Here is a 26,076-nt window from a genome sequence, read left to right as displayed (position 1 = left end):
AGTATCCGGGTGGCGAAGACCCAGCGCCTGCACAGACGTGCTGAGCGGGCTGCACGAAACGCGCGCGTCAGCCGTCCCGGCGAAGCGCGGCGGGCGTGGTGCCCAGGTGGGCGCGCAGGACTCGGGTGAGGTGTTCCTGATGGGAGAAACCGCAGCGCACGGCGATGTCCGCGATCGGCTCGGCGCCGGTCCGCAGCAGCAACCCGGCTTGATTCACCCGCAGCCGCAGCAGGTACCGGTGCGGCGGCAACCCGGTGCGAGCCTTGAACCGCCGGGCGAACCGGCTGACGCTCAACCCGGCCGCCGCTGCCAGCTCAGCCAGCCCGAGCGGTTCGGCGAGGCGTTCGTCCATCAGCTCGCGCACCTGGGCGAACTGCCGATCAGTCAGGGCTTCCGCAGGCTGCGGTGCTGCAGGGGTACTCCGCCCGGACCGGTGCTGCCGCGCGAGCTGCGCCGCCACGAGCGCGCCGAGCTGATCCGCGTACGCGCGAGCGCCCGGCTCCCATTCCCGCACGACGCTGTCGAGCGCGAGGACCAGCTGTTCGAGCAGCGGGTCGACGCTGCCGAGTTCGTCGGCCAGCCGGACCGGAGCGTCCGATGCGGCGGCCTCCTGCACCGCCGAATCCGGCAGGTACACGTGCAGCGTGTCCAGTTCGCCGCCGAGTTCCACCGACAGCTCCTGCTGCGACGGCTGGAGAAAGAGCCCGCCCGCCGGGATCCGGCGGCTGCGTTCGCCGGGCGACCCGACGCCGCGGCGGACCGTGACCGGACCGGCGAGGTGCAGGATCAGCTGGTGCGTGCGGGCGGGCCCGAACTCGGCGCGGTACGGCCGTTCGCGCTGTTTGGACAGGTAGATCCGGTCCCAGCCGAGACCCGCGCTGGTGCGTTCCGGGCGGATCCACGGCAGAGAAAGGATGCCGTTCGTGTCGGCAGGCCCCAGCTCGCCCACGGCGTCCTCCTCTTCGAGGGTCCCGTGCGCGAGAGTACCTCTCAGAGCGGGTTGAACACGCCCAGCGGTGCGGTGCAGAACGGCCCGCCGACGTACTCGGCGGCCGCACCGGTCGGCGCGGGCTTGTCCGCCAGCTGCTCGGCGTAGACCTCGGCGTTGTCGTGGGACTTGTAGCCCAGCGCCTCGGCCTCGGCGAGAGAGTAGACGCGGCGGGTGTTGTCCGAGACGCCCCAGACCAGCCGGTAGCCCGGCGACGGCGCGCTCAGGCAGGCCTCGAACAGCCGCGCCCCGTCGTCCGGCGACAACCAGCTGGTCAGGCCGCGGATGCCGAGCGGAAGCGGGGTCTCGAAGCACGAGCCGATGCGGATGACGATCACGTCCATGTCGAAGCGGGACGCGTACAGGCTGCCCAGCGCTTCGATGGCGGCTTTGCTTACGCCGTAATAAGTGTCCGGCCGTGGGCTGGAGTCGGCGGGCAGGCCGCTCTCGCCCGCGTCGGCGTTCCGGCGGAAGCCGACGGCGTGGTTGCTCGAGGCGAGCACGACCCGGCGGATCCCGGCCTCCCGGGCGGCTTCGAGGACGGTGTGCGTGCCGTTGATGTTGACGTCGAGGGTGGCATCCCACGACGCCTCGCGGCTGAGCCCGCCCAGGTGGATCAACGCGTCGGCACCCGCGCAGGCCGCGGCCATCGCCTCGGGGTCGGTGACCGAGCCGGTCACGATCTCGACCGCTTCGCCGTCCTCGGCGGCGGGCTGCTCGGCCAGGTCGAGCAGCCGCAGCACCCGGCCTTCACGGCGCAGCCGCGGCCGCATCAGGGTGCCGACGACGCCGGCCGATCCGGTGATCAGCACACGCTGGTCTGGCATGGGGTTCCTTCCATAAAAGCTCGTGAGTGCTGATCACGGTTAGAACCGCGATAGGCACTCACGAGGGGCACGGGTGGCGGCGGTCAGCGGATTCCGGCGCGGCGCAGTTGCTGGCCAAGCTCGGCGGTGGTCTCGGCCAGCAGTTCGCCGACGCGCTCGACGTCGGCGTCGGTGACCTTGCCCAGCGGCATCGAGCAGCTCATCGCGTCGGTGCCGGGAATGCGGTACGGGATGACCGCGGCCACGCAGCGCACACCGAGGGTGCCCTCTTCGATCTCGGCGGCGTACCCGCGTTCCCGGGTGCGCGCGAGGTCCGCGTGCAGCGCGTCGAGCGTGGTGATGGTGTTCGGGGTGAGTGCGACCAGCTCCTCGGGCATGAGCGCCTCGACCTCTTCGTGGGTCAGCTCGGCTAGCAACGCCTTGCCCAGGGCGGTCGCGTGCGTGGGCAGGGTGCGCCCGACGCGCGAGATCAGGTGCGTGGAGTGCTGCGACTCGCGCGTCTCCAGGTAGACGACCTCGGTCCGGTTGCGGCGCGCGAAATGCGCGGTGAAGCCGGTCTTCTCGCGGATGCGCTCCAGCGCTTCGGTGGCGTAGGGGACGATCGCGTCGCGGTCGAGGTAGGCGGTGCCGCAGATCAGCGCGCGCACGCCGAGCCGGTAGCGCGCGGAGTTCGCGTCGGCCTCCAGCCAGCCCGCGTCCAGCAGGGTGCGCAGCAGACCGTGCAGACTGGAGCGAGGGAACCCGGTGCGCGCATGGAGATCAGACAGCGACAGCCACACGTCGTTCGCGGCGAACGTCTCGATCAGGTCGATGGCGCGCCGCGCCGACTTCACGCCCGCGGACTCCGCGGGAGCGGTGGCGGGGTCTGTCTTCTGCGCCATGCGCGTCCTCCAACCGGGCCGTTGACTTGTGAGTCCGGCCATATTAGCGTCCCGAACAGCGTTCTTGTGGGTGAACATGGTCACGATAACAGACTCCATTCAAGAATGTGAACATTGGAGCAGAAACTGATGGTGCAGACCGAAATCGAGCTGGACGGCTTGCTGGCGTTCCCGCTGACCCCCTTCACCGAAGACCTCGAGATCAACCTCGACGGGTTCGCGGAGAACGTGGAGAGCCACGTCGCCGCCGGTGCGGGTGCGCTGTTCGTCGCGTGCGGCACCGGGGAATTCAGCTCGCTGTCGGTCGACGAGGTCGCCGCGCTGCTGGCGAAGGCGCGTGAAGTCGTGAACGGTCGCGTGCCGGTGTGGGTCGGCGCGGGCGGCGGCGCGGCCACTGCGCGCGCGGGCGTCGCGGCGGCGCAGGCGGGGAACGCCGACGGCGTGCTGCTGCTTCCGCCGTACCTGGTCACGGGGCCGCAGGAGGGGCTGGTCGACTACGTGCGCTACGCGGTCGGCGACACCTCCGTGCCGGTGATCGTCTACCACCGCAGCACCGGTGTGTTCACCGCGCCGGCCGCGGCGAAGCTGCTGGACATCCCGTCGGTGGTCGGGATCAAGGACGGCTACGGCGACGTCGAAGCGATGACCCGGATCGTCACGACGATCCGCGCGCTCGGCACGCAGCGTTCCGCGGACTTCTTGTTCTTCAACGGCTTGCCGACCGCGGAGGTGTCCGCGAAGGCGTACGCGGCGGCTGGCGTCGCGCGCTACTCCTCGGCGGTGCACTGCTTCGCGCCGGAGATCGCACACCGCTTCCACCGCGCGCTAGCCGAGGACGACAACGCGACGATGGACGCGCTGCTCGCCGGGTTCTACCTGCCGCTGGTGGCCTTGCGCGACGAAACGCCCGGCTTCGCGGTGTCGCTGGTGAAGGCCGCCGCCCGGTTGCGCGGCGACAAGGTCGGCACGGTCCGGCCGCCGCTGATCGAGCCGACGCCCGAGCAGATCGACCGGCTGGGCAAGGTCGTCGAGAACGGTTTCGCCGTGCTGAAAGGCCTCTGATGAAGATCCGGGACGTGGTGCTGACCCCGGTCGCCTTCGCGGACGCACCGCTGCTCAACGTGATGGGCGTGCACGAGCCGTTCGCGTTGCGCAGCGTGGTCCAGGTGGTGTGCGACGACGGCGTGGTCGGCCTCGGCGAGTCGTACGGCGACGCGGCGTTCCTCGGCGAGGTGCGCAAGGTGCTGCCGGAACTGGCCGGACACGACATTTTCGACCTGCCGGGCCTCAAGCGGATCGTCGCGCGTGAACTGGCCGGGACCGTGCTGACCGACGAACACGGCCTGATCGGCGGGTTCTCCATCCGCAAGACGATCGCCAGCGTGTACTCGCTGTTCGAGGTCGCCTGCCTGGACGCGCAAGGGCAGTTCCTCGGCCGTCCGGTCGCCGACCTGCTCGGCGGGAAAGCCCGCGACGCCGTCGACTTCTCCGCGTACCTGTTCTACAAGTACGGCGCGCACATCGGGGCGGACGAAGACAGCTGGGGCGACATCCTCACTCCGGAAGCGCTGGTCGGTTCGGCTCAGCGAATGGTCGAGGAGTACGGGTTCCGTTCGATCAAGCTCAAGGGCGGGGTTTTCGCGCCAGAGCAAGAGATCGAGGGGATCCGCGCGCTGGCCGAAGCGTTCCCCGGGCACCCGCTGCGCATCGATCCGAACGCGGCGTGGACGCCTGAGACGAGCGTCCGCGTGGCCGCCGAACTCGACGGCGTCCTGGAGTACCTCGAAGACCCGACGCCCGGTATCGAGGGCATGGCGCGGGTCGCGCGCGAGGCGAGCATGCCGCTGGCCACCAACATGTGCGTGGTCAACTTCGGCGACCTGGAGCCGGCGTTCCGGGCGCGGGCGATCGGCGTTCTGTTGTCCGACCACCACTTCTGGGGCGGAATGCGCGACACCCAGGCGCTGTCGGTGGCCTGCGAGAGCTTCGGGGTCGGCCTGTCCATGCACTCCAACAGCCACCTCGGCATCAGCCTCGCCGCGATGGTGCACGTCGCGGCGGCGACCCCGCATCTGACGTATGCCTGCGACACGCACTGGCCGTGGAAGACTGCCGACGTGATCGAACCGGGAGCACTGGACTTCGTCGACGGAGCGGTGGCGGTGCCGGACCGTCCCGGGCTCGGGATCACGCTGGACCAGGACGCGCTCGCCAGGGCGCATGAGGACTATGTCCGATGTGGACTGACCAAACGGGACGATGTGACGTACATGCGCAAGTACACGCCCGGCTTCGAACCGAACACGGCGAGGTGGTGAGCCGGTGAAGGTGACCGGATACGCGTATCCGTGGGACGTGCTCGGCGAGACCGCGTTCGCGGAGCGGGTGCGGGATCTCGGCGTGGACGAGGTCGCGGTGGCCTTGGCCTACCACAGCGCCCGGGCCGCGACGCCGTGGTCGACCGAGCAGACGTCGGTGGTCGCGCGGACCGCCGCGCTCTATCGGCCGGTGCGCGCGGAGGCATGGGCGGGCCGGGATCTCGTCCCTGCAACGCCGGACTGGGTCTCGGCGGAGGACAGCGGCGGTGACGCCGTCCGGCGGCTCAACGACGCCGGGATCCCGGCTGCCGCGTGGATCGTGCTCACGCATAACTCTCAGCTGGGTACCGAATTCCCGCAGTACGCCGTGCGCAACTGCTTTGACGAGACGTATCCGTGGGCGCTGTGCCCGGCGCAGCCCGCGGTACGCGAGTACGCGGCGACGCTGACCGCGGAATCCGTTGCGGGACTTCATCTTTCGTCGGTTCTGCTGGAGGCGTGCGGCCCGCTCGGCGGCGTGCACCAGCACCAGCACGAGAAGACCGACGGAGTGTGGGCTCCGGCCACCGCGCGGCTGTTGTCGATCTGCTGCTGCGACGCTTGCGCGGAGGGCTGGACCGGGCTCGACCCGTCGGACGTCCGGGAAACCTTGCGTGCTGAGGTGCAGCGGCTGATCGCGACCGCGGATTTGTCGGTGGTCGAGGATAGACTTCCGGCTGAGTTGAAGGAAAAACTGCTTTCCGGACGGCAGCAGTCGACCGATGCGCTGCGCGCCGCGGTTCTGGCTGTGCTGGAGCCGGGTACGCGGATCGTGTTGCACGGCGCGCTCGACCCGTGGGTCACCGGCGCGCTGCCGGGGCTGACCCCGACGGCCGCCGACGACGCCGAGACAGTGGTGCTGCAGAACTGGGCACCCGGTCAGTCCAGTGTCGATGCGGTCGCCGCCGCTCGGCGGGCGTTGCCGGAACGGGTCGCGATCGGCAGCTACATCACCGCGGTCGCGGCGAGCGCGGTGCCGGACATCGAGGCGTACGTGGCCGAACTGGCGAAGGCTGGGGCGACCGAACTGCACCTGTACCACTTGGGCCTCGCCGGGCCTGCCCGCTGGCCGGACTTGCACGCTGCTACCGCTGCTGCGCACTTGGCGTCCTGAACTTGTTTGACGAGGAGATCCTTTGAGCCGCGAAGCTTCTGCCACGGAACTGGGGAGCGTCTTGGCCGCCCGGTCGACCGGTCTGAGTGGCTGGCCGCCGCCGTGCACCTGGCGTACTGAACTTGTTTGACGATGAGATCCATTGAGCCGCGAAACTTCCGCCACGGAACTCGAAAGCGTCCTGGCCGCCACTGCGACGGCTGCCGGGCCGTTCGTCGGAAGTGCTCCGGCCGACCGTGCCGAGTGGCTGGCCGCTGCCCGTGCACTTGGGGTCCTGAGCTTGTCTGAGGAGATCTGTTGAGCCGCGTAACTTCTGCGACGGAACTGGAAAGCGTCCTGGCCGCCACTGCGACGGCTGCCGGGCCGTTCGTCGGAAGTGCTCCGGCCGACCGTGCCGAGCGGCTGGCCGCTCCCGCGCACTTGGCGTACTGAACTTGTTTGACGAGGAGATCCATTGAGCCGCGAAACTTCCGCCACGGAACTCGAAAGCGTCCTGGCCGCCGCCGCGGCAGCCGCCCGGCCGTTCGCCGAAAGCACGCCTGCCGAGCGGGCGCGCTGGCTGGCCGCCGCTGCGGACGCGCTCGACGCCGCTGCCGAAGAGCTGATCCCATTGGCGCACCAGGAAACCCGTCTCCCTGCCGCGCCGCGGTTGAAGGGCGAACTCGCGCGCACCACGTTCCAGCTGCGGCTGTTCGGCGAAGTGCTGCGGGACGGCGAATTCCTGGGCGCGACCGTCGACCACGCCGACCCGGCCTGGCCGATGGGCGCCCGTCCGGACCTGCGCCGGGTGCTCGTGCCGATCGGGCCGGTGCTGGTGTTCGCCGCGAGCAACTTCCCGTTCGCGTTCAGCGTCGCGGGCGGCGACACCGCTTCGGCACTGGCATCCGGCTGTCCGGTGGTGCTCAAAGCGCACCCGGGCCACGAAGAGCTTTCGACGCGGACCGGCGAGATCGTCGCGCAGGCGCTGACGGATGCGGGTGCGCCGGAGGGTGCGTTCGCGGTGATCCACGGGGTCGAGCAGGGCGTCACAGCGCTCAAGGACCCGCGGATTTCCGCCGCCGCGTTCACCGGTTCCGTGCCGGGCGGGCGGGCGCTGTTCGACATCGCGGTGTCGCGGCCGACGCCGATTCCGTTCTACGGCGAGCTGGGCAGCGTCAACCCGGTCGTCGTCACGCCGGGTGCGGTCGCGGCGCGCGGGGAAGCGGTGGCGAAGGGCTACGCCGGGTCGTTCAGCCTTGGCGCGGGCCAGTTCTGCACCAAGCCGGGCCTGCTGTTCCTGCCCGAGGGCCACGAGCTGGACGACACTCTGCGCGAAGCCGTCAGCGCGGTGGCGCAGCAGGAAATGCTGAACGACCGCATCGCGGCAGGGTTCGCACAGAAGCTTGCGGACCTGCGCGCGGTGTCCGGCGTCGAGTCGGTCGTGGAAGGCGCACAGGACGGCGACGCGTTCACGCCTTCGCTGCTGGCGACCACCGCGAAGGAATTCCTGGTCGGCGGCGAGGCTGTCCGCGAGGAGCACTTCGGGCCCGCGTCGCTGATCGTCACCTACTCCGACCAGGCCGAACTGGTCGAGGTGCTCGACAGCCTCGAACCCGGTCTCACCGCGACGGTCCAAGGCGAGGAGAGCGACGCCGACTTCGTGCGTCCGCTGCTGCCTTCGCTGACCCGGCTGGCCGGACGGCTGCTGTGGAACGACTGGCCGACCGGCGTCACGGTCAGCTGGGCGCAGCAGCACGGCGGCCCGTACCCGGCGACCACCGCGCCGACCACGACCTCGGTCGGCACCGCCGCGATCGAACGCTTCCTCCGCCCGGTGGCGTGGCAGAGCTTCCCGGACGCGCTGCTGCCGGAAGCCCTGCAGGAAGCGAACCCGTGGCAGCTGCCGCGCCGGGTCGACGGAGCGCGCTGAGCAGACCCCCTCGTGAGTGGCGATCCCGGTTCTAACCGGGATCGCCACTCACAACCAACCCCACTGGGAGGCACCGTCATGCCCGTGAACCGCAGAACCGCACTGCGTGGCGGTGCCATCGCCGCCGCGTCGGCCGCGCTGGTCGGCACCGCGCGCCCGGCCTTCGCCGCACCTTCCGCTGATCCGTTGAAGAGCATCGTGGCTGGCTACCGCGAGCTGCAGACAGGCATCAACCGTCCGTCGCCGGAACGCTCGGCCGCCTTGAAGAACCTCGGCCGAGTCGCGAAGTCGTACTACGACAGCATGACGGTCTCCGGAAACGGTCCACTGTGGACCGACCTCCCGCTCGGCCCCGGCAGCGACTACACCACGTCGATGTACGCCCGGCTGCGCGCGATCGCCGTCGACTGGGGGACACCCGGCAGCACGCTGTCCGGTGACCCGAAGGTGCTCGACAGGATCAAAAAGGCGCTGGAGCTGATCTACACCAGCCAGTACAACCCCCAGGTCGGCGAGATCGGGAACTGGTACACCTACGAGATCGGCGTGCCGTACTACCTGCTGCACACCCTCGTCACGGTCGCCGACCAGCTGACCGCCGACGAGCTGGCGCGGTACGTCAGCCCGGTCAAGCGGTTCGTCGGAAATCCGAATCTGCGCGCGAACAACCCGAAGGTCGTCGAAACCGGTGCGAACCGGGCGGACAAGGCGCTGATCTCGATCGTGTCCGGCGCGCTGACCGGCGACACCGCGTGGATCCGCACCGGCATCGACGCGATCACCGACGTCGCCGGCGGGGGAGCGGCCAGTGTCCTGGCGAAGCTGGACCGCGCGGCGGGCGACGGCTTCCACGCCGACGGCTCGTTCATCCAGCACGACACCATCCCGTACCCCGGCCACTACGGCATCGTCCTGCTGACCGCGCTCGCCGGGACGATCCACGTCACCGAAGGCACCGAGTACGCGCTGCCGGACGACCTCAAGCAGAAGGTGTACGCGCTGGTCGGCGACACGTTCGCGCCGTTCGTCTACGCGGGCGCGCTGATGGAGCCGGTGCGCGGGCGGATGCTGTCGCGCCAAGGCGAAACCGCGCACGACATCGGACATCAGCTGACCGTCGCGACTTTGATCCTGGCGCGGTCGGCGACCGGAACCGTGAAGACCGAACTGTCCGGCCTCGCTGCGAAGTGGATCAAGGAAGGCACGTACGCGCCGTTCCTGGAAATCCCCGATCCCGAACGGTTCGCGCCGGGGCCGGACCTCGTCGCCACGCCGGGCATCGAGTTCGCCCAGGACATGCTCGCCGGACGCGTGCGGCCCGCGCCGATCGTCGCGACGCACCGGATCTTCGGCCAGCAGGACCGGATGGTGCACGTGACCGAGGGCTGGTCCGCGTCGCTCGGCGTCGGCTCCACGCGGATCTCGCGGTACGAGTCGATCAACGGGATGAACCTGCACGGCTGGCACGTCGGCGACGGTGTGCTGTATCTGTTCCTTCCCAACGCGAAAGGCCACTACTCGGACGCCTATTGGCCGACCGTCGATCCGTCCCTGCTGCCCGGCACCACCGCGAAGGCCGGTCCGCCGGGACCGCTGGCGGCGACGCCGTTGACGACGAAAGCGCACGTCGGCGGCGTGCGCTGGGACGCCCGGCACGGCGCGTACGCGATGGATTTCGTCTCCGAAGACGGTTCACTGACGGCGAAGAAGTCGTGGTTCTTCACTCCAGCGGGCATCGTCTGCCTCGGCGCGGGGATCACCGACACGTCCGGGCAAGCGGTCCGGACCACGATCGAAAACCGCAACCTCGGCGAAAACGGACGCGGCACGCTGCTGGCCGACGCGCGTGTCGTCGGCGATTCGGCTGCGCTGCACCGGCCGCGCTGGCTGCACCTCGACCGCGTCGGCGGGTACGTCCTGCTCGACAACGCCGAGGTCACCGCACTGCGCGAAGACCGGACCGGCGCGTGGCGCGACGTCGACACCGGCGCCAACACCAAGGGCACCACGACGCCGAACACGCGGCGGTACCAAAAGCTGGTGATCGAGCACGGCGCGAAGCTGGCGGATGCGAAGTACGCGTACGCCGTTTTGCCCGGAGCGTCGGTGATGGGGACCGTCGCGTCGGTGCTCTCGTGGCGCGTCCGGGCGAACACGGCCGCTGTCCAGGCCTTGCGGCTGTGGGATAACACACTGCTCGCAAACTTCTACAGTGCGGGTACCGTGGACGAAGTATCCGTCTCAGGCCCCGCTTCGGTGGCGCTCGGCCGGACCAGCCTCGCTGTTTCCGACCCGACGCAGCTGCAGGACAGCGTCCGCGTGACGGTGCGGCGGCGCACGGTGGAGGTTCCCCTCAAGGACACCTTCGGCGCCACGAAAGTCGTTTCCCTGCGGTGAGCACGGTTTTCCCCGCCGGGCCGGTGGTTCCCGGCCTGGCCCGGCGGGGCCCCACTTGAGGCGGCTCCGGCCGTAAGGTGTGCGGGGTCGTCTCTCGCAGGAGGAATCTGTGGCGCATTTCGACGTCCTAGTGGTCGGAGCCGGTCTGTCCGGCATCGGCGCGGCGTGCCGGCTGCAGCAGCAGGCGCCGGGCCGGACGTACGCCATCCTCGAGGCGCGAGGCTCGATCGGCGGAACCTGGGACCTCTTCCGATACCCGGGCGTGCGCTCCGACTCGGACATGTTCACGCTCGGCTACCCGTTCCGGCCGTGGCGCAAGGAACAGGCCATCGCGACCGGCGCCGAGATCCTCGAATACCTCCGGGAGACCGCCGCACAGTACGGAATTTCCCGGCACATCCGATTCGGCCACCGGGTGGTGCGCGCGACCTGGTCGTCAGCCTCGGCCCGCTGGACAGTGGAAGTTTCGCACCACGGCGAGATTGTCACCTACACCTGCTCTTTCCTGTATTTGTGCAGTGGCTACTACAGCTACGAGAACGGCCACGTCGTCGATTTCCCGGGCCGTGGCTCGTTCCGCGGCGAGATCGTGCACCCGCAGTTCTGGCCGGAGGACCTGGACTTGTCGGGCAAACGGGTCGTAGTGATCGGCAGCGGCGCCACCGCGGTGACCCTGGTGCCGGAACTGGCTTCCGCGGCGAAGTCAGTGACGATGCTGCAACGCTCGCCGAGCTACGTCTTGGCCCGGTCGTGGACAGACTCCCTCGCCCGCCGATTGCGGGGAATCCTGCCTTCGCGGGTTCTCTACCACCTGGTGCGGGCGAAGAACGTCCTGGTGACAACGCTGCTGTACCAATTCGCACGACGCCAGCCCCGGCGCGCGGCGGCGTTCCTGCGGGATGCCGCCGCGAAGCAGTTGCCCGCCTCGATTCCTGTCGACCCGCATTTCTCGCCCCGGTACCAGCCCTGGGATCAGCGACTGTGCCTGACGCCCGGGGCGGATTTCTTCCAGGCGCTCCGCAGCGGAAAAGCGGACATCGTCACCGACCGGATCGACCGCTTCACGCCCGAAGGCATCACGCTGGAATCGGGCGCGGAACTGCCCGCGGACGTCGTCGTCACCGCGACCGGCCTGCGGGTGATCGCGTTCGGCGGGATCGAGCTGAGCGTCGACGGCGAGATGATCGAACCGTCGGAACAACTGGTGTACAAGGGAATGATGCTCGGCGGGGTGCCGAACTTCGCGTGGTGCCTCGGTTATGTGAACGCTTCGTGGACGCTGCGGTCGGACCTCGTTTCGCGGTTTGTCTGCCGGGTGCTGAACCACCTGTCCCGCAACGGTTTCGACACCTGCGTGCCCCACTCGCCCGCGACCCCGGCCACCCGGCGGCGGCCGATCATGGACCTGACGTCGGGCTACCTGACGCGCGCCGCCTCAGTACTGCCGCGGCAGGGCGACCGACGGCCGTGGCTGATGCGCCAGAACTACGTACTGGACGCGGCAGACCTGCGGCTGAGCCGGGTGGACGACGGGGTGCTGCGCTTCGGAAGGGCGGAGTCGTGGCGCAGCGCTTGACGTGCGGATTTGGGTTTGTGGCTGGCTTTCGTGCCGGTTTGACGGTGAGCCGCCTCAGTCATGCCGAGATCCTTCGGGCCGGTCCTGGCCGGCTTGTTCTGGCGAGTGGTGGGCGAGTCTGGTGCCCGCTTCATCGCAGGGCTGAAATCCGGGCCGGGCAACGCATTCCGTTCGGCAGGGCAGCACAGGGCACGGAAGCCTGCGGATGAGGCCAAGCGGCGGCCCGACGTCCGTCGGCGGAGCACGAAAGGCACCCATCAGCCAAGCGGCATCGACGGAACCGCGCGCAGAAGACAAAGCTTCGGCGGCCGGATCCCGCGGAGCGCCACCGGCATTTCCGCCTCGCGTCCCAGTCCGCGCCAGGGCGAATCGCTCCCTGCGAACCCGGCCGTGGCGTTCCGGGTCATTGCGCGGTCGCTGCGGCCGCCCAGCGGCTCAAGTCCTCCCTTCGGAGTGCGGCTGCCATCAGGTCCGGGAAAAGATCCGGCGTGCAGGCGAAAGCGGGCACTCCCCGCTCATTGAGCGCGGCCGCGTTCTCGTGGTCGTAGAACGGCGCTCCGGAGTCCGACAGCGCCAGCAGCGTGACCACCTGCACCCCGGACCCGACCAGGTCTGCGACTCGGCGCAGCAGGTCGTCTCGCACTCCGCCTTCGTACAGGTCGCTGATCAGCACCAACAGCGTTTGCTCGGGGCGCTCCACCAGTCCTTGGCAGTACGCCAAGGCGCGGTTGATGTCGGTGCCGCCGCCTAACTGGGTGCCGAACAGGACGTCGACGGGGTCGTCCAGGTGGTCGGACAGGTCGGCTACCGCGGTGTCGAAGGCGACGAATTTCGTGCTCAGCGCGCGCATCGAGGCCAGGGCTGCACCGAAGACACCCGAGTACACCACGGATTCTGCCATCGAGCCGGACTGGTCGACAGCAAGTATCACGTCCCGCTTGACGCTTTGTTCCCGGCGGCCGAAGCCGAAAAGCTGTTCGGGCACAATGGTTTTCAGCTGGGGGGAATAGTGTTTCAGGTTCCGGCGGACTGTGCGGTCCCAGTCGATGTCCGCGCCACGCGGACGTTGGGTGCGGGCCGCGCGGTCCAGGGCGCCGCGCACCGCTGCCCGGGTGCGTTCGGCTAGGCGTTCCTCCAGTTCCGTGACGACCTTGCGCACTACGGTGCGGGCGGTTTCCTTCGTCTCCTCCGGCAAAACGTTGTTGAGGGAAAGCAGGGTTCCGACGAGGTGGACGTCCGGTTCCACGGCGCTCAGCAGTTCCGGTTCCAGCAGCATCCGGGTGATGCCCAGCCGGTCCACGGCGTCGCGTTGCATGATCTGGACTACCGAGCCGGGGAAGTACTTCCGGATGTCGCCCAGCCAGCGGGCGACGCGCGGGGCGGAGGCTTGCAGGCCGCCGCTGCGGTCGCCGCTGCTGCGGGAGTTCTTGGGGCGCTCGTCGTAGAGGGCGGCCAGCACGTTGTCGACGCGAGCGTCCCCTTCGGACAGTGCGTGGCCGGTGCCGTCGGAATCTCCGCCCAGTACTAGGCGCCAGCGGCGGAGGCGTTCGGGATCGGCGCTCACGGGGCGGCTCCCAGGAGGGTGGCGAAGACCGGCAAGGCGGCTGCGGCGCGGATTTCGTCCAGGTCTTCGGCGACCGGTGCTTCGACCCGGCGAGTGCCGGACAGGGTGGCGGCGCGTTCGCCGATCGCGCGTTTCTCGGGAGCGGCGAAGACACCGAAAGTGCGGCGCAGCAAGGGAAGTATCTCGGTGAAGACTTCCGGCGGGATCGAGGTCAGCCAGGTGTCGACGACGCGCAGCATGCGTTCGTCGTGGACCAGCAGGAGTGCGCCGCCGGAGAAGAAGCCTTCGACGTAGGCCGCGCCGTCGGCCGGTGCGATGCCGGGGGTGAGCATGCGGCCCAGCCGGAGTTCGACCTCTGCGCCGTCCAGCAGGTCGGCGTCGTGCAGGAGGCGCACGATGCGGCCGGCCAGCAGCGGCGGCAGGGAGTCGCGAGCGGACAGCCGGGCGAGGGCGGTGAACCAGCGGTCGCGGGCGGCGTCGCCAAGGAGGTCGGTGGCTTCGTGGACGTCGTCGACCAGTTCGCAGAACTGCGCGGCGGCCTCCTCGTCGATGCCGTGCACGGCGGGCGGGAGACCGGCGCAGACTCGGGTGAGGATCCGGTCGGCGACTTCTCGCAGCCGTGCGGTGTCGGTGCCGCGGACGTCGCCGTAGCGGGTTGCCCGCGCCAGTGGAGGCAAGGCCGCCATGAGGTGCGCGACGTCCGCATCGGCGGCGGCGCGGGTGTCCAGGGCGGCGAGGGTTTCCGGCAGGGCGTCGCCCAGATCGGCCAGGAGGCAGCGTTCTACCGCGGCGGTGATGTCGGCGAGCGGGGGAGATTCGGCGACGGTTTCGCGCACGACCGCGGTGGCGGCGGCGGGCACGGTGGTTCCGTGTACGGCGGCCGCGACCAGGTCGACCTCGAAACCGGGTTCCCAGCACAGGGTCCAGGTCTCGCGGAAGGTGCCTTTGTTCCGCACCGAGGACAGTTCCGGCTCGCCCCAGGGGATGCCGAGGATCTGCAGGCGGTGCAGCAGGCGGGAGCGGTCCAGCCCGCCGGGGGTGCGCAGGTCCAGGTCGAGTTCGCGCGCTTGGGGTTCGCGCTTGAGCCGGAGCCGCCGGGCGGTGGCGACCAGGTCGGCGGCCAGCGGCGCTTGCGGAACGCTGTCGGGCACCTCGCCGAGCAGTTCGCCGACCACCAGTCGCCGGGTGACCAGGTCGGCCTGGACGTCGTCGCCTCCGCAGAGGACCGCGCGGGTGGCGGCGTCGACCTCGGCCAGTCCGGCGGACGACCGGCCGCGCAGCGCGGCCAGTGTGTCGGCCAGCCGCACCGCTTCGATCACGTGCGCGGTCGAGACGGGCAGGTCTTCCTCGCGCAGCACTCCGGCGACAGCGGTGAGCCAGCGGGTGGTGACGTCGTCGGCGGTGCTGAACAGGTGGTGGTACCAGCCGGGGGAGTGGACGCCCGCGCCGTAGCCGGTGACCGACGCGAGCCTGCCGTGCGTCCACGGGACCCACGTGCACACGACTTTCCGCTTCGGGAGTCCTTTGAGGACAGAGTTGTCCTGGGAAGCGGGCGGCAGCGGATCGGCCAGCGCGGGCACGTGCCAGGCGCCGCAGACCACGGCGATCCGTTCGTAGCCTTCTTTCCTGGTCTTGCGCAGCACGTTCCGCATGTACGCCTCGCGGCGCTGCTCGTGCGGATCGTCCGGACGTTCGCCCTCGCGCAGCGCGGTCATCGCGTCGGCGATCACCTCGAACGGCGATTCGTCGCCCCGGCGCGACTCGACGAAGTCGTCCCACCAGCGTTCCGGATCGTCGTACCCGCCCGCCGCGGCGAGTTCCGCGAGCGGGTCGGCGCGGGGCGCGGTCCGCTCCTCGCCGAGCGCGAACTGGTGCGCTGCGGGGAGATCGCAGAACTTCACCGGGACGCCGGCCGCGGCGGCGTACCGCAGCGCCTGCCATTCCGGGCTGAACACCGCGAACGGCCAGAACGCCGCGCGCGACACATCGTCGGACGCGTACGCCAGCAACGCGACCGGCGGCCGCATGTCGTCGTCCGCGGCGAGATCGACGAGCTGGTCCGCCTCCGGCGGTCCCTCGATCAGCACCACGTCCGGTTCCAGCTCGGCGAGCCGGGCGGCCACCGCCCGCGCCGAACCGGGACCGTGGTGCCGGATCCCGAGGAGGTGAGTGGTCATCCGGCGATCTCCTGGCCTGCCCGGTAGAAGTCGGCCCAGCCCTCCCGCTCGCGCACGACGGTCTCCAGGTACTCGCTCCAGATCGCGCTGTCCGCCACCGGATCCTTCACGACCGCACCGTGAATTCCGGCCGCGACGTCCTGCGCGCGCAGCACGCCGTCGCCGAAGTGCGCGGCCAGCGCGAGGCCGCCGGTGAGCACGCTGATCGCTTCCGCCGTCGAGAGCGTGCCCGACGGAGATTTCACCGCGGTGCGGCCGTCTTCCGTGCGGCCAGCCCGCAACTCGCGGAAAACCGTGACCACGCGGCGGATTTCGGCGAGATCGGCGGCTTCGGCGGGCAGCGACAGTGCGGCCACCAGTTGACCGACCCGTCGCCGGACGATCTCCACCTCCGCTTCGGCGCTGTCCGGCAGCGGCAGCACGACGGTGTTGAACCGGCGGCGCAGCGCGCTCGACAGCTCGTTGACGCCCTTGTCCCGGTTGTTCGCCGTGGCCACCAGCGTGAACCCGGGCCGGGCCTGTACTTCGGCGCCCAGTTCGGGGATCGGCAGCGTCTTCTCGGACAGGATGGTGATCAGCGAATCCTGCACGTCCGCCGGGATGCGGGTGAGTTCTTCGAGCCGGGCGACCTTGCCGTCCCGCATCGCACGCAGGACCGGGCTCTCGACCAGCGCCTGGTCGCTCGGTCCTTCGGCGATGAGGCGCGCGTAGTTCCAGCCGTAGCGGATCTGCTCCTCGGCGGTGCCCGCGGTGCCTTGGACGAGCAGCGTGGAGTCTCCGCTGATCGCCGCCGCGAGATGCTCGGACACCCAGGTTTTCGCTGTGCCCGGCACGCCGAGCAGCAGCAGCGCGCGGTCGGTGGCGAGGGTGGCGACCGCGACCTCGACCAGCCGTCGCGGGCCGACGTACTTCGGGCTGATCTCGGTGCCGTCGTCGAGGTTCCCGCCGAGCAGGTAGGTGACCACCGCCCACGGGGAAAGCCGCCACGACGGCGGTTTCGCCCGGTCGTCGGCCGCGGCGAGAGCCGCCAGTTCGCCGGCGTATTCCTGTTCGGCGTGCGGCCGGAGGACGGGGGACGTCATGCGAGCTCCTTATGCATTTCACGGCGGAAGGACAGGGTTTCGGCGACCGCGCGCCGCCACGGGGCGGCCTCGCCGGGAAGCGGGATCTCGGCCAGCGGATGGCCGAGGCAGGCGACGGGCACGGCTTTCGCGATCAGGGCGGCCGCGTGCGCGACCAGCCGGTGGTCGCGCTGGCCGGCGACCCAGTCGAGCAGCACCGTGCCGAGCGCGGCGGGCCACGGCCGCGGCAGGTCGAGGATGAGGCGGGTGAGGGCTTCGACCGGCAGCCCGCGAGTCAGCTTCGCGACCGTGGCGGCCTGCTGCTCCGGCGACAGCACGCCGATGAGCGCGGCGGTGCTGCGTCCGCCCGGTTCAGCCTCCACCAGGGCTTGCGCCCAGCGCTCGTCGCGCTGCCGAAGCGCGGCGGTGGCCCAGCTTTCGCGCACCACGTTCAGCGGCGGCCCTTCGACGAGCATCCCGGCCAGTTCGCCCGGGGTGCCGTACTCGGCCCAGAATCGCAGGGGAGTGGCGGCGATGATCGCGCGCAGCCGGGCGGTGCCTTGCCCGGGCCCGGCAGGGACGCGGATGCCGTCGCCGATCAAGCTGTCGTCCGGCTCTGGAGGCGTGAATTCGAGGACATCGGCCCGCAGCGCGCGGCTGCGCACGGTGACGCAGGCCCGCAGCCGTTCGATCATCCGCTGGCCGGAGGCCGAATCGGGGTACCGGCCGATCAGCCGCAGCGCAATCTCGCGCACCCCGGCCGCCCGGTCGCCGAGCGCGGCTTCGACGAACGGCTCGTCCTCGTCGGCGAGGTGCTCGCCAAGCAGGGAGAGGAATGTCGCCCGGATGTCGGCCGGTTCGTTGCTCCAGGCCGCAGCGAGCGCCTCCCGCGCACGGGCGGGATCGGCGACGAGCACGCGTTCGAGCCAGGCCTGCCGTCGCGCGGCAGTGCCGAACTGCCAGGCGTTGTCGCTGGTGTCGTCGGCGGGGGCGACCAGGAACGCCCAATCCGGATTCCGTTCGCCGAGCCACGCCCCGACCGGCCCGGCGACCGTCGCGAGCGGCGCCCGCAACGACACCCGGGTCCGCGCCGCGTCGGCCAGCGCGGGCAACCGCTCGGGCGGGACGCGGAATCCCTTGTCCGCCACCGTGGCGAGCCATTCCTCCACCAGTTCGGGCCGGTTGGCGGACAGCAGGTGCACGAGCCGCGCCCGCGCCACGGCCGGGATGAACGGCCGGTTGTCCGCGGCCGCGGCCGGTTCGGGTTCGACGCCGGTGAGGGGTTGCTGTCCGGCGCGCCGGTATCCGGTGTACGCCGCCGCGGCGACGAGCGCTTGGTCGGCGGGTTCGGTGCGGTGTTCGGCGATTTCCTTTACCCCGGGCGGCAATCCGGCGGGATCGAGGGTCCTGCGGCGGGTGCCGAGCAGGACGGTGCCGACGAGGTCGTTCCAGGCGGTCACGGGCGCACCATCCGGTCGTGAAGCAGGTCGAGTCGCGCCGCTGCGGGAGTGACAGCAGCGGTGCCGAAGAGGTTGTCCCAAGCAATCACAGCCGCACCATCCCGTCGCGATGCCAGCAGCTCAACGGGCGCAACCCCGCCGTCGTCCACTCCGCGGCCACCGTCACCGGCCGTTCGGCCGCGAGCGCCAGCAACGGCCACGGATCCACCGTCGGCGCCAACGGCAACGCCGCACCGTCTACATCGGACAGTGCCCAGCCGTCTTCCTGCCGCGCCGGACGGAGGTCGGACAGCAGCACCGGCCATCGATCCAGCCACGGATCAGCCGCCAGCGCGGCAGCATGCTCGGCGAGCGCCGCGGCGAACGTGCCGCCAACCGGTGCACTCGCCGGAGCCATGGGTTCCTCGCGATGGTCGAACACCGCCCGCAGCGGCACCGCGCCCGGGTGGAACACCAGCTCTCCCGCGACCTCGAACCCCGGCGGCAGCGAACTGTCCAGCGGACGCCCCGGCGGCGCGAACGACAGCACCAGCGCGTCCCGGCCGCTGCGTTTGCCCCGCAACCACGTGCGCCTGCTGCGCAGCGAGTCCTGCTCCTCGTCGACCGCGCCGGTGACCAGCCACTGGTCCGGCACCCGCTCGCCGGCCTCCAGCACCTGCGCGTTGCTCACCGAGAACCCGAGCCGGGTCCGGACGGTGTCGGCGAGGCCGGTCGGCAGCGATTCCAGCCTGCTCGCCGCGTCCGCGAGCACGTACAGCAGCGACAGCTCGGCCAGCAGCCGATCCGGCCAGTCCCGGCCGCGGCCGACGAAGCCGGCCGCCCGGCGCAGGCCGTTCGCCAGTCCGGGAGCTTGCGCGTCGACCATCCGCGAGGCGACCGCGGACAGTTCGTCGGCGCCGCCGCGCTCGAACGTCGCGAACCCGGCGGACACCCGGTCGGAGAGCCATCCGCGCAGCTCAGCGGCCCCCGCGGTGACGCGCGCGAGCCGCTCCTGCGCCCGCTTCGCCGCCGCCTCGAGATCCTTCGGCGCGTCCGTCTTCTTCTCGGTGCGCTCCGCTCGCGCGGCCCGTTCGTCGAGCCACTGGTGCACCCATCCGGGCTCCTCCGCGCGGGGGACCTGCCCCTCCGACCAGAGCAGCAGCAACCCCAGCGAGTGCTTGCACGGGAACTTCCGGCTCGGGCAGGTGCACCGGAACGCGGGCCCGGCCGTTTCCACCGCCGTCTGGTACGGCCGCTTCCCGCTGCCTTGGCAGGCGCCCCAGACCGCGCGGCCCGACGCGCCCGCGTCCGACCACTTCGCCGGCGCCGCCTGCCCGCGCCCGGCTTTCGCCGACGCGGCGTCCGGCGCGAGTTCGAGCACCCGCTCCGGGCTCCACCGCGCCGCTGCTTCGTCCCCCACGTTTTCCTTGCCGCTCTCCCAGTTCCGTCCCCTCCGGGGCTGACTCGAAGAGCATCCCACCCGCCACCGACAATTTCGGCACTTCTGCCTGCGCGGGCGTGCTGGGTTCGGTCCGTGAGGGCCACCTTGAGGGACTCAGAGTCCCTGAAGGTTCCCTTCACGGACTTCAGGAAGCGACATCAGGGCGCTTCGACGGCCCCGCGCCAGCGCACCGTCGGGCGCAGCCGCTCGTCGTTCACCCGGTGCTTGTTCGCCCCCACGATGTCGAACATCGACTCGATCAGCGTGTCGGACAGCAGATGCGGCTCCAGTCCCAGCCCGACCAGCCCGGTGTGCTTGACGTTGTAGTAGTGCTCGGGCTGCTCTACCCGCGGGTTGTCCAGGTTCTCGATCTGCACCGGCCCGGGGAAGCGGTCGGCGACGAGTTCGGCGATCTCCCGCACCGACATGCTCTCGGTCATCTGGTTGAACACCCGGAACTCGCCGCGGTCGGCCGGATTCTCCACGGCCAGCCGGATGCACTCGACGGTGTCGCGGATGTCGATCAGCCCGCGCGTCTGCCCGCCCTTGCCGTACACCGTGAGCGGCTGCCCCAGCACGGCCTGGATGACGAACCGGTTGAGCACCGTGCCGAACACCGCGTCGTAGTCGAACCGCGTGGCCAGGCGGGGGTCGAGCGCGGTCTGCGGAGTCTGCTGGCCGTACACGACGCCCTGGTTGAGGTCGGTCGCGCGCAGGTCCCAGATCCGGCAGGCGAACTCGATGTTGTGCGAATCGTGCACCTTCGACAGGTGGTAGAACGAGCCCGGCTTCTTCGGGTACAGCATCCGGTCGCGGCGGCCGTTGTGCTCGACCTCGAGCCAGCCTTCCTCGATGTCGATGTTCGGGGTGCCGTACTCGCCCATCGTGCCCAGTTTGACCAGGTGGATGTCCGGGTCGATCTCGGCGATCGCGTACAGCAGGTTGAGGTTGCCGACGACGTTGTTGTGCTGCGTGTAGACGGCGTGCTCGCGGTCGATCATCGAATACGGCGCGGACCGCTGCTCGGCGAAATGCACGATCGCGGACGGGCGGAAATCGCGCACCGCGCCGAAGAGGAATTCCGCGTCGAGCAGGTCGCCTTCGTAGCAGGCGATCCGCTTGCCGGACACCGCGCGCCAGGCGTCGGCGCGGGTGCCCAGGTCTTCGATCGGGACGAGGCTCTCGGCTCCGAGTTCGACGTCGTAGCGCCGCCGCGCGAAGTTGTCCAGAACAGCCACTTCGTGGCCTTTGTCCGACAAGTGGAGCGCAGTGGGCCAGCCTAGGTAACCGTCACCGCCGAGAACCAGCACTCGCATCCGGAGCACCCTTTCCTTTCGTTTTCGCGACCAGCGCGGCCTTCTGTTCTAACACGAAGCCCGGTGTCGCGGTGGCAGATCCGAACCTAACCGCCGGCCGCTGATCTCCGGCTGGCAGTGAGCTGTGAATCCGCTGTGGGCCGGGGGGTCGCGCGGCGGAGCCGGCGGCCCGAGGGGAGACTGGGGACTATGACGACGGTAACCAACCCGGCGAACCCGCGCACGACGGAAGAATCGCCCAAGCCGCGCCGCCGCGGCCTGGCCCGGTTCGTCCGCGCGGCCGCCAGTTCGGTGGCCGCGACCCTGCTCAGCCAGGCCGCGCTGATCGCGGTGCTCGCCGCCGAAGGGGCCCCGTGGCTGGCCAGCACGTGCGCGTTCGCGGCCGGGGCGGTGCTGAACTTCTTCCTCACCCGGCGCTGGGTGTGGGGCCGCCGCGGCCGTCCCGAACCGGTCCGCGAGCTGCTGCCCTACGTCCTCGTCATCGCGCTCGGCGGCCTCGCCTCGGTCGGCCTGACCACGCTCGCCGGGCGTCTGCTCGCGCCGCTGCACCTGCCGCATTTCTGGTGGGTCGTGCTGCTCGACGCGGCGTACGTGCTCAGCTACGCGCTGGTGTTCGTCGCGAAGTTCACGATGCTCGACCGGTTCGTTTTCGACCGCGGCGCAGCACGTAGCCCCGCCACCACGTCCCGGTCATGACCCGCGCGTAGTTCGCGCCGTACACGACGCTGCCGCCCTTCTTGCTCTTGCCCGCCTTGCGCAGCCGCATGCTCATCGGCCGTTCGAGCACGCGCGCGCCTCGCGCGGTCGCGCCCAGCAGCAGTTCCGACGACTGGTACTGCGGTTCGTTCAGCGGGATCGCGCACGCTAGTTCCGCGCGCAGCGAACGGAATCCGAACGACGTGTCGGTGATCCGCCGCCACGTCAGCACCGACGCGAGCCACGCGAACACGCGCACTCCGACCCAGCGCATCCGGCTGTCGGCCTCTTCGTGGCCCAACCGCCTGGAGCCGGTCACGAAATCCGCGGTGCCGTCCAGCAGCGGCGCGAGGAGTTCGGCCATTTCGCTGTTGTCGTACTGACCGTCGCCGTCGGTGGTGACGATGTACTTCGCGCCGTTCTCGGCAGCGAGGTGATATCCGAGACGCAGCGCGGCGCCCTGGCCGCGGTTAGTCGGCGCGACGCACACGTACGCGCCATGGTCCTCCGCAATGGCCGCAGTGTTGTCCGTACCGCCGTCTACGACCACCAGGACGTCTACTCGCAGCCCAAGACATTCGTCCGGCATCTTCTCCAGCACCTGCCCGATGCCACCGGCTTCGTTGTACGCGGCGATCACCACGGTCAGTTCGGACAGCTTCGCGCCGGGATGCCGGTCGTGGAAGTCCGCGATCGCGCCTTCGTCGACCGTGTCCGGATAACTGCCGAGCCGACGACGGCTCGCCACGGTGAGCGTGGTGAACCCGAGCGCGCCGGCAACCGGCAACAGGACGAGCGCAGGCAGTTGGTAGCGCCAGGAAAACTCGAACACCGCGGACCCGAACAGCAGGAACAACCCAGTCCCAGCAGCGAACAGCGCACCGCTGCGCGCGACGTGCCGGGGTTTCTTGCGCCGCAGCAAGGTCAACAGGCCGAGCAGCGCGAAGAACCCGAGCACCGCGCCGGGCACGAACCCGCCGTTGATCTGGTAGTCGCGCAGGAACACCGCGATCGGCTCATTGACCTCGGGATCTGTGCCGTCGTACTGCTGCGTGACCGCCTTGACCGCGGCGGGATCGGCGAACTGCGGGTAGGTCAGCTGGAACTGCCACCGGTCGATCGGCACGTCGGTGGCCGCGGTGTCGCGGGTGAACTGGAAGCTCTTCCCGAAGTCGCCGAGGATCGACGTCGCGACGTCCCACCACTGCGCTTTCAGCGCGGTCATCGCGAATTCGTGCGCCAGCGCGCCCTTGTCCGCGCCGGGCGGCAGCGGACCGGGCCACGCCGGGTCGAGATCGGCGTGCGTGTAGTTGTCGACCAGCCGGTTCGCGACCGGTTCGGTGGGACAGAACTGCCGCACGACCGGGTCGAGCCGGAGTTTCGCGCAGTCGGCGACCGCGGCGGTGCGGCCGTAGAGCATGCTGCCGGACGGCCCGCTCAGCCCCCATTTTCCGGTCTCTGCCTTGACTTGCGCCGCGTACGGGGCCACCACGACGAGGATCGCCAACAGCCCGATCCCGGCGTCGCGCCAGCCCCGCCACGAACGCCACGCGCTGCCCGCGGCGAGGACGTACAGCAGGAACGGCACGGCGATCGTGACGCCGATCAGCCGCACCAGCACCCCGAACCCGACCACGAGCCCGGCCAGCGCGATCCGCCGCCAGCTCGGTTTTCCCTTGGCCAGCACCAGCCACAGCAGGCCGAACAGCAGTGCCTCGAACAGCACCTCGGCCATGATGTTCTGCTCGATCTGCACCTGGTACGCGTCGAGCAGCATCGGCGCGGCGGCCAGCGCGCCCACCCAGTTGCGCGCGCCGAGCCGCCGGGCCAGTGCGTAGATCCCGACCGCGATCGCGAGTCCAGTCAGGTGCTGCACGGCGGCGACGAACGACAGCCCGCCGACCGCGAGCAGCGGCTTCAGCAGCAGGTCGTAGCCGACCGGGTTGATCCCGTCGGCGCGCAGGCCGTGCAGATTGTCCAGGTACCGGAAGGAATCGATGTACAGCAGCGCCGGACGGTAGGCGACCCAGGCCAGCGCCCGCAGCGTGGTTCCCGCGGCGAGGAGCACCAGCAGGAACGCGTGGCGGCGGAGGAATCCGGTCACGGCGCCTCGGCCCGGTCCAGGCCGGAGAAGTACTTCCAGGCCGTGGCGAGGCCGTCGGCGAGGCTGATTTCCGGTCGGTAGCCGATGGTTTCCGCGCTCGCTGACACGTCCACCACCACCGCGGGCATCTCGCCGGCGGGCGCGGGAATGTGCTCGACCGGCAACTCGGCCCCGGTCACCGCGCGCACGGTCTCGACCATTTCCAGTACTGACACCGAATGTCCGGCGCCGACGATCGCGCGGCCCGTGTAGCCGCTCTCGTACGCGAGCACGATCGCGCGCACGACGTCGTCTACGTGCACGAGGTCGCGACGCTGCGCGCCGGTGCCGTACACCCGCACGCCTTCATTATTCAACGCCGCGCGCATCATGCGCGGGACGAAGCTGTCTTTGTGCGACATGCCCGGCCCGTACACGTTGGTGAAGCGCAACGCGCACGTCGTAAGGCCGTACGCGCCCGCGTAGCCAGACAGCAGCATCTCGCAGGCTGCTTTCGTGGCACCGTATGGCGTAAGCGGCTTCGTGGGCAGGTCGACTGTGATGGTGCTAGTGCCGACATCGCCGATCACTGCGTTCGTCGACGCGAGAATGAACCGCGGCACCTCGCGTACGCGGCACAGTTCGAGAAGTTCTTGTGTCACCGCGACGTTCTCCGCGTACGTGTCGCGCGGCAGCTCCACAGACTTCAGTACGGACGTCAGCGCGGCGAGGTGCACGATCCCGCCGACGCCTGCTTCGACAGCTGCTTCGCGGGTCTCGGCGTCGCGCAGATCGCCGACGACGACGCGCACTCCCTCGTCCGTCGTCTCGTAGCGCACGCGGTCCACGACAGTGACCGGATAGCCGCGCTCCCGGAACTCGCGCACGACAGCGCGGCCGATGAAACCGCTGCCGCCGGTGACGACGACGGGTGTCCTTTCGGGACTGTGGGGGAGTGTCATGGCGCACAACCTACCTCCGCAGCCTGTGCGGCACTTGTGCGTCCCTCGCTTGGACAAGGCACAGGCGAGCGCGGGACCGCGTGCGGGCACCCCCAGCGACCGCACGCGGATCCCGGTGTTTAGTTTTCTAAACGATGCGCGGGGCGAGTGTAGCCGGAACGGGACGGCTGGTGTCAAGTTTTCGGGACGGTTATGCTGAACGCTGTTACGGAGACGGAACGGTGATGGGGGCGGCATGGCCGAGCAGGACCAGGAGCGCAGCTTCGCGGAACGGCTGGCGCACCTGATCGCGACCGTGCACCCGCCGGACCGCAAGCCCTACTCCTACCGCGAGATCGCCCAGGGCGTCGCCGACGTGACCGGCGTCAGCATGTCGGCCACGCACGTGCAGCAGCTGGCCGTCGGCGCCCGGCGCGACCCGAAGCGGTCGCACATCCAGGCGCTCGCGCGATTCTTCGGCGTGCCGGTCACCTACTTCTTCGACGACGAGGTCGCCGGCCGGGTCGACGAGCAGGTCGCCGACGTCGTCGCCTGGCGCGACACCCAGGCCCGCGACCTGGCGCAGCGCGCGATGCGGCTTTCCGAGCGCGACCGGCAGACCGTTTCCGCCCTGATGGACCAGCTCGACAGCTACACCGAGGGACGCGACCGCACCCGGCGCGGACGCAAGCCGGAGTGAGCCGGGCGGCTATGCTGGCGACGGCCGGAATACCGGGGACGCCCTGGTGCACCAGGCTGGTCCAGCCGCCGATCGCCTCGGGAGGGGACATCGACCCGACCGTGCGCGTGCGCGCCCGCAACCGGGTGCGCGACCTGCTGCGGCACGTGCCCGCCCCGCGGCCGTGGTCGATGAACGCGTGGATCGACCGGCTGGAGCAGCACCGCGGCCGCGATATCGACCTGATCGGCCTCGACTACGCGCCCGGCCAGCCCTCCGGCGCGTGGCAGCGGCACGAAGACTTCGACCTCATCGCGTACGCGGCGGGCACGTCGTCGTTGCACCAGGACCACATCATCGCCCACGAAATCGCTCACTTGCTGTGCGAGCACCGCGGCGAATGCGTGCTCACCGACGCCGAAGCGGCGACGGTCGCGCCTGATCTCAGCGCGCACCTGCTGTCGCATCTGCTCACCCGCGTCACGACGAATTCCGACGAGTACGAAGCGGAGCTCATTGCCGTGTTCCTGATGAGCGCCGCTACGGCGGACGGTGCCCAGTTGCGGCCAGGCGCATCCGGTCCGGCAGCGGATCGCGCGCGGCGCTTCGCGTCGCTGCTGGGATAGCGCG

At 70.2% G+C, this 26,076-nt stretch carries 21 protein-coding genes; 10 read left to right on the top strand and 11 right to left on the bottom strand.

What is annotated here, in order from left to right; all coding sequences use genetic code 11:
* Positions 1 to 67 precede the first annotated feature (67 nt).
* The 3 genes from D0D37_RS05155 to D0D37_RS05145 all read right to left on the bottom strand — a co-directional run bounded on the left by D0D37_RS05155 (position 68) and on the right by D0D37_RS05145 (position 2,696).
* Positions 68 to 949, bottom strand: coding sequence for a helix-turn-helix domain-containing protein (locus D0D37_RS05155; RefSeq protein ID WP_116199356.1), 882 nt, complete (start codon positions 947 to 949; stop codon positions 68 to 70).
* 41 nt (positions 950 to 990) lie between these two features.
* Positions 991 to 1,815, bottom strand: coding sequence for an NAD-dependent epimerase/dehydratase family protein (locus D0D37_RS05150; RefSeq protein WP_116199355.1), 825 nt, complete (start codon positions 1,813 to 1,815; stop codon positions 991 to 993).
* 83 nt (positions 1,816 to 1,898) lie between these two features.
* A complete protein-coding gene (locus D0D37_RS05145) occupies positions 1,899 to 2,696 on the bottom strand; it encodes an IclR family transcriptional regulator (RefSeq protein ID WP_116199354.1) in 798 nt (265 codons plus the stop codon).
* Between the two features lie 129 nt (positions 2,697 to 2,825).
* On the opposite strand from D0D37_RS05145, the gene D0D37_RS05140 reads away from it, so the two are divergent.
* The 7 genes from D0D37_RS05140 (at position 2,826) to D0D37_RS05115 (ending at position 12,049) form a co-directional block, all read left to right on the top strand.
* Positions 2,826 to 3,758 carry a 5-dehydro-4-deoxyglucarate dehydratase gene (locus D0D37_RS05140; protein WP_116199392.1) on the top strand — a complete coding sequence of 311 codons (933 nt, stop codon included), beginning with the start codon at positions 2,826 to 2,828 and terminating at the stop codon, positions 3,756 to 3,758.
* On the top strand, positions 3,758 to 5,014 hold the full coding sequence (locus D0D37_RS05135) for a glucarate dehydratase family protein (RefSeq protein WP_116199353.1): 1,257 nt from the start codon (positions 3,758 to 3,760) through the stop codon (positions 5,012 to 5,014). The genes D0D37_RS05140 and D0D37_RS05135 overlap by 1 nt, the downstream gene beginning before the upstream one ends.
* Positions 5,015 to 5,018: 4 nt before the next feature.
* Positions 5,019 to 6,167, top strand: coding sequence for a cupin domain-containing protein (locus D0D37_RS05130; protein ID WP_116199352.1), 1,149 nt, complete (start codon positions 5,019 to 5,021; stop codon positions 6,165 to 6,167).
* 297 nt (positions 6,168 to 6,464) lie between these two features.
* Complete coding sequence (locus D0D37_RS48420; RefSeq protein ID WP_279630255.1) at positions 6,465 to 6,599, top strand: hypothetical protein; 135 nt, start codon at positions 6,465 to 6,467, stop codon at positions 6,597 to 6,599.
* A 22-nt stretch (positions 6,600 to 6,621) separates the two neighbouring features.
* Positions 6,622 to 8,076, top strand: a complete 1,455-nt coding sequence (locus tag D0D37_RS05125) for an aldehyde dehydrogenase (NADP(+)) (protein ID WP_116199351.1) — start codon at positions 6,622 to 6,624, stop codon at positions 8,074 to 8,076.
* A gap of 78 nt (positions 8,077 to 8,154) precedes the next feature.
* Complete coding sequence (locus D0D37_RS05120) at positions 8,155 to 10,473, top strand: polysaccharide lyase 8 family protein (protein WP_116199350.1); 2,319 nt, start codon at positions 8,155 to 8,157, stop codon at positions 10,471 to 10,473.
* A gap of 109 nt (positions 10,474 to 10,582) precedes the next feature.
* Entirely contained in the window at positions 10,583 to 12,049 is a 1,467-nt protein-coding gene (locus D0D37_RS05115; protein ID WP_116199349.1) for a flavin-containing monooxygenase, read from the top strand.
* 403 nt (positions 12,050 to 12,452) lie between these two features.
* Here the strand turns inward: D0D37_RS05115 and D0D37_RS05110 are convergent, their stop codons facing one another.
* The 6 genes from D0D37_RS05110 to D0D37_RS05085 form a co-directional block, all read right to left on the bottom strand.
* The gene (locus D0D37_RS05110; RefSeq protein WP_116199348.1) at positions 12,453 to 13,613 is read right to left on the bottom strand and encodes a VWA domain-containing protein; all 1,161 of its coding nucleotides are present in this window, start codon (positions 13,611 to 13,613) and stop codon (positions 12,453 to 12,455) included.
* Complete coding sequence (locus tag D0D37_RS05105) at positions 13,610 to 15,790, bottom strand: DUF5682 family protein (protein WP_116199347.1); 2,181 nt, start codon at positions 15,788 to 15,790, stop codon at positions 13,610 to 13,612. The genes D0D37_RS05110 and D0D37_RS05105 overlap by 4 nt, the downstream gene beginning before the upstream one ends.
* Positions 15,787 to 16,872, bottom strand: a complete 1,086-nt coding sequence (locus tag D0D37_RS05100; protein ID WP_116199346.1) for an ATP-binding protein — start codon at positions 16,870 to 16,872, stop codon at positions 15,787 to 15,789. The genes D0D37_RS05105 and D0D37_RS05100 overlap by 4 nt, the downstream gene beginning before the upstream one ends.
* Positions 16,869 to 18,311 (bottom strand): DUF5691 domain-containing protein, encoded by a 1,443-nt coding sequence (locus D0D37_RS05095; RefSeq protein ID WP_116199345.1) that lies wholly within the window; start codon positions 18,309 to 18,311, stop codon positions 16,869 to 16,871. Before D0D37_RS05095 ends, D0D37_RS05100 begins: the two co-directional genes overlap by 4 nt.
* An 85-nt stretch (positions 18,312 to 18,396) precedes the next feature.
* Positions 18,397 to 19,710 carry an SWIM zinc finger family protein gene (locus tag D0D37_RS05090; RefSeq protein ID WP_167493497.1) on the bottom strand — a complete coding sequence of 438 codons (1,314 nt, stop codon included), beginning with the start codon at positions 19,708 to 19,710 and terminating at the stop codon, positions 18,397 to 18,399.
* 179 nt (positions 19,711 to 19,889) lie between these two features.
* Entirely contained in the window at positions 19,890 to 21,047 is a 1,158-nt protein-coding gene (locus tag D0D37_RS05085) for an NAD-dependent epimerase/dehydratase family protein (protein WP_116199344.1), read from the bottom strand.
* A 189-nt stretch (positions 21,048 to 21,236) separates the two neighbouring features.
* Here D0D37_RS05085 and D0D37_RS05080 point away from each other — a divergent pair, with 189 nt between their 5' ends.
* Positions 21,237 to 21,743, top strand: coding sequence for a GtrA family protein (locus D0D37_RS05080; RefSeq protein ID WP_167493496.1), 507 nt, complete (start codon positions 21,237 to 21,239; stop codon positions 21,741 to 21,743).
* Here D0D37_RS05080 and D0D37_RS05075 read toward each other — a convergent pair.
* Together D0D37_RS05075 and D0D37_RS05070 are read right to left on the bottom strand one after the other, a co-directional pair.
* Positions 21,673 to 23,847 carry a glycosyltransferase gene (locus tag D0D37_RS05075; RefSeq protein ID WP_116199342.1) on the bottom strand — a complete coding sequence of 725 codons (2,175 nt, stop codon included), beginning with the start codon at positions 23,845 to 23,847 and terminating at the stop codon, positions 21,673 to 21,675. The two genes, D0D37_RS05080 and D0D37_RS05075, sit on opposite strands and share 71 nt — an antisense overlap.
* The gene (locus tag D0D37_RS05070) at positions 23,844 to 24,788 is read right to left on the bottom strand and encodes an NAD-dependent epimerase/dehydratase family protein (protein WP_116199341.1); all 945 of its coding nucleotides are present in this window, start codon (positions 24,786 to 24,788) and stop codon (positions 23,844 to 23,846) included. The genes D0D37_RS05075 and D0D37_RS05070 overlap by 4 nt, the downstream gene beginning before the upstream one ends.
* 235 nt (positions 24,789 to 25,023) lie before the next feature.
* Between D0D37_RS05070 and D0D37_RS05065 the strand changes: the two genes are divergently transcribed.
* Together D0D37_RS05065 and D0D37_RS05060 are read left to right on the top strand one after the other, a co-directional pair.
* A complete protein-coding gene (locus tag D0D37_RS05065) occupies positions 25,024 to 25,467 on the top strand; it encodes an XRE family transcriptional regulator (RefSeq protein ID WP_116199340.1) in 444 nt (147 codons plus the stop codon).
* Positions 25,464 to 26,072, top strand: coding sequence for a hypothetical protein (locus tag D0D37_RS05060; protein ID WP_244223388.1), 609 nt, complete (start codon positions 25,464 to 25,466; stop codon positions 26,070 to 26,072). Before D0D37_RS05065 ends, D0D37_RS05060 begins: the two co-directional genes overlap by 4 nt.
* The last annotated feature ends 4 nt before the right edge of the window (positions 26,073 to 26,076 follow it).

The sequence above is a fragment of the Amycolatopsis circi genome (assembly GCF_003385235.1).
Lineage (GTDB): Bacteria > Actinomycetota > Actinomycetes > Mycobacteriales > Pseudonocardiaceae > Amycolatopsis > Amycolatopsis circi.
This window is presented reverse-complemented; position numbering and strand designations above follow the sequence as displayed.

Bases quoted from the DNA above. Each gene is read 5' to 3' on its own strand.
- D0D37_RS05120 (WP_116199350.1), top strand. From the start codon at position 8,155: ATGCCCGTGAACCGCAGAACCGCACTGCGTGGCGGTGCCATCGCCGCC.
- D0D37_RS05080 (WP_167493496.1), top strand. From the start codon at position 21,237: ATGACGACGGTAACCAACCCGGCGAACCCGCGCACGACGGAAGAATCG.
- D0D37_RS05135 (WP_116199353.1), top strand. From the start codon at position 3,758: ATGAAGATCCGGGACGTGGTGCTGACCCCGGTCGCCTTCGCGGACGCA.
- D0D37_RS05140 (WP_116199392.1), top strand. From the start codon at position 2,826: ATGGTGCAGACCGAAATCGAGCTGGACGGCTTGCTGGCGTTCCCGCTG.
- D0D37_RS05065 (WP_116199340.1), top strand. From the start codon at position 25,024: ATGGCCGAGCAGGACCAGGAGCGCAGCTTCGCGGAACGGCTGGCGCAC.
- D0D37_RS05070 (WP_116199341.1), bottom strand. From the start codon at position 24,788: ATGACACTCCCCCACAGTCCCGAAAGGACACCCGTCGTCGTCACCGGC.
- D0D37_RS05145 (WP_116199354.1), bottom strand. From the start codon at position 2,696: ATGGCGCAGAAGACAGACCCCGCCACCGCTCCCGCGGAGTCCGCGGGC.
- D0D37_RS05085 (WP_116199344.1), bottom strand. From the start codon at position 21,047: ATGCGAGTGCTGGTTCTCGGCGGTGACGGTTACCTAGGCTGGCCCACT.
- D0D37_RS05150 (WP_116199355.1), bottom strand. From the start codon at position 1,815: ATGCCAGACCAGCGTGTGCTGATCACCGGATCGGCCGGCGTCGTCGGC.
- D0D37_RS05105 (WP_116199347.1), bottom strand. From the start codon at position 15,790: ATGACCACTCACCTCCTCGGGATCCGGCACCACGGTCCCGGTTCGGCG.
- D0D37_RS05100 (WP_116199346.1), bottom strand. From the start codon at position 16,872: ATGACGTCCCCCGTCCTCCGGCCGCACGCCGAACAGGAATACGCCGGC.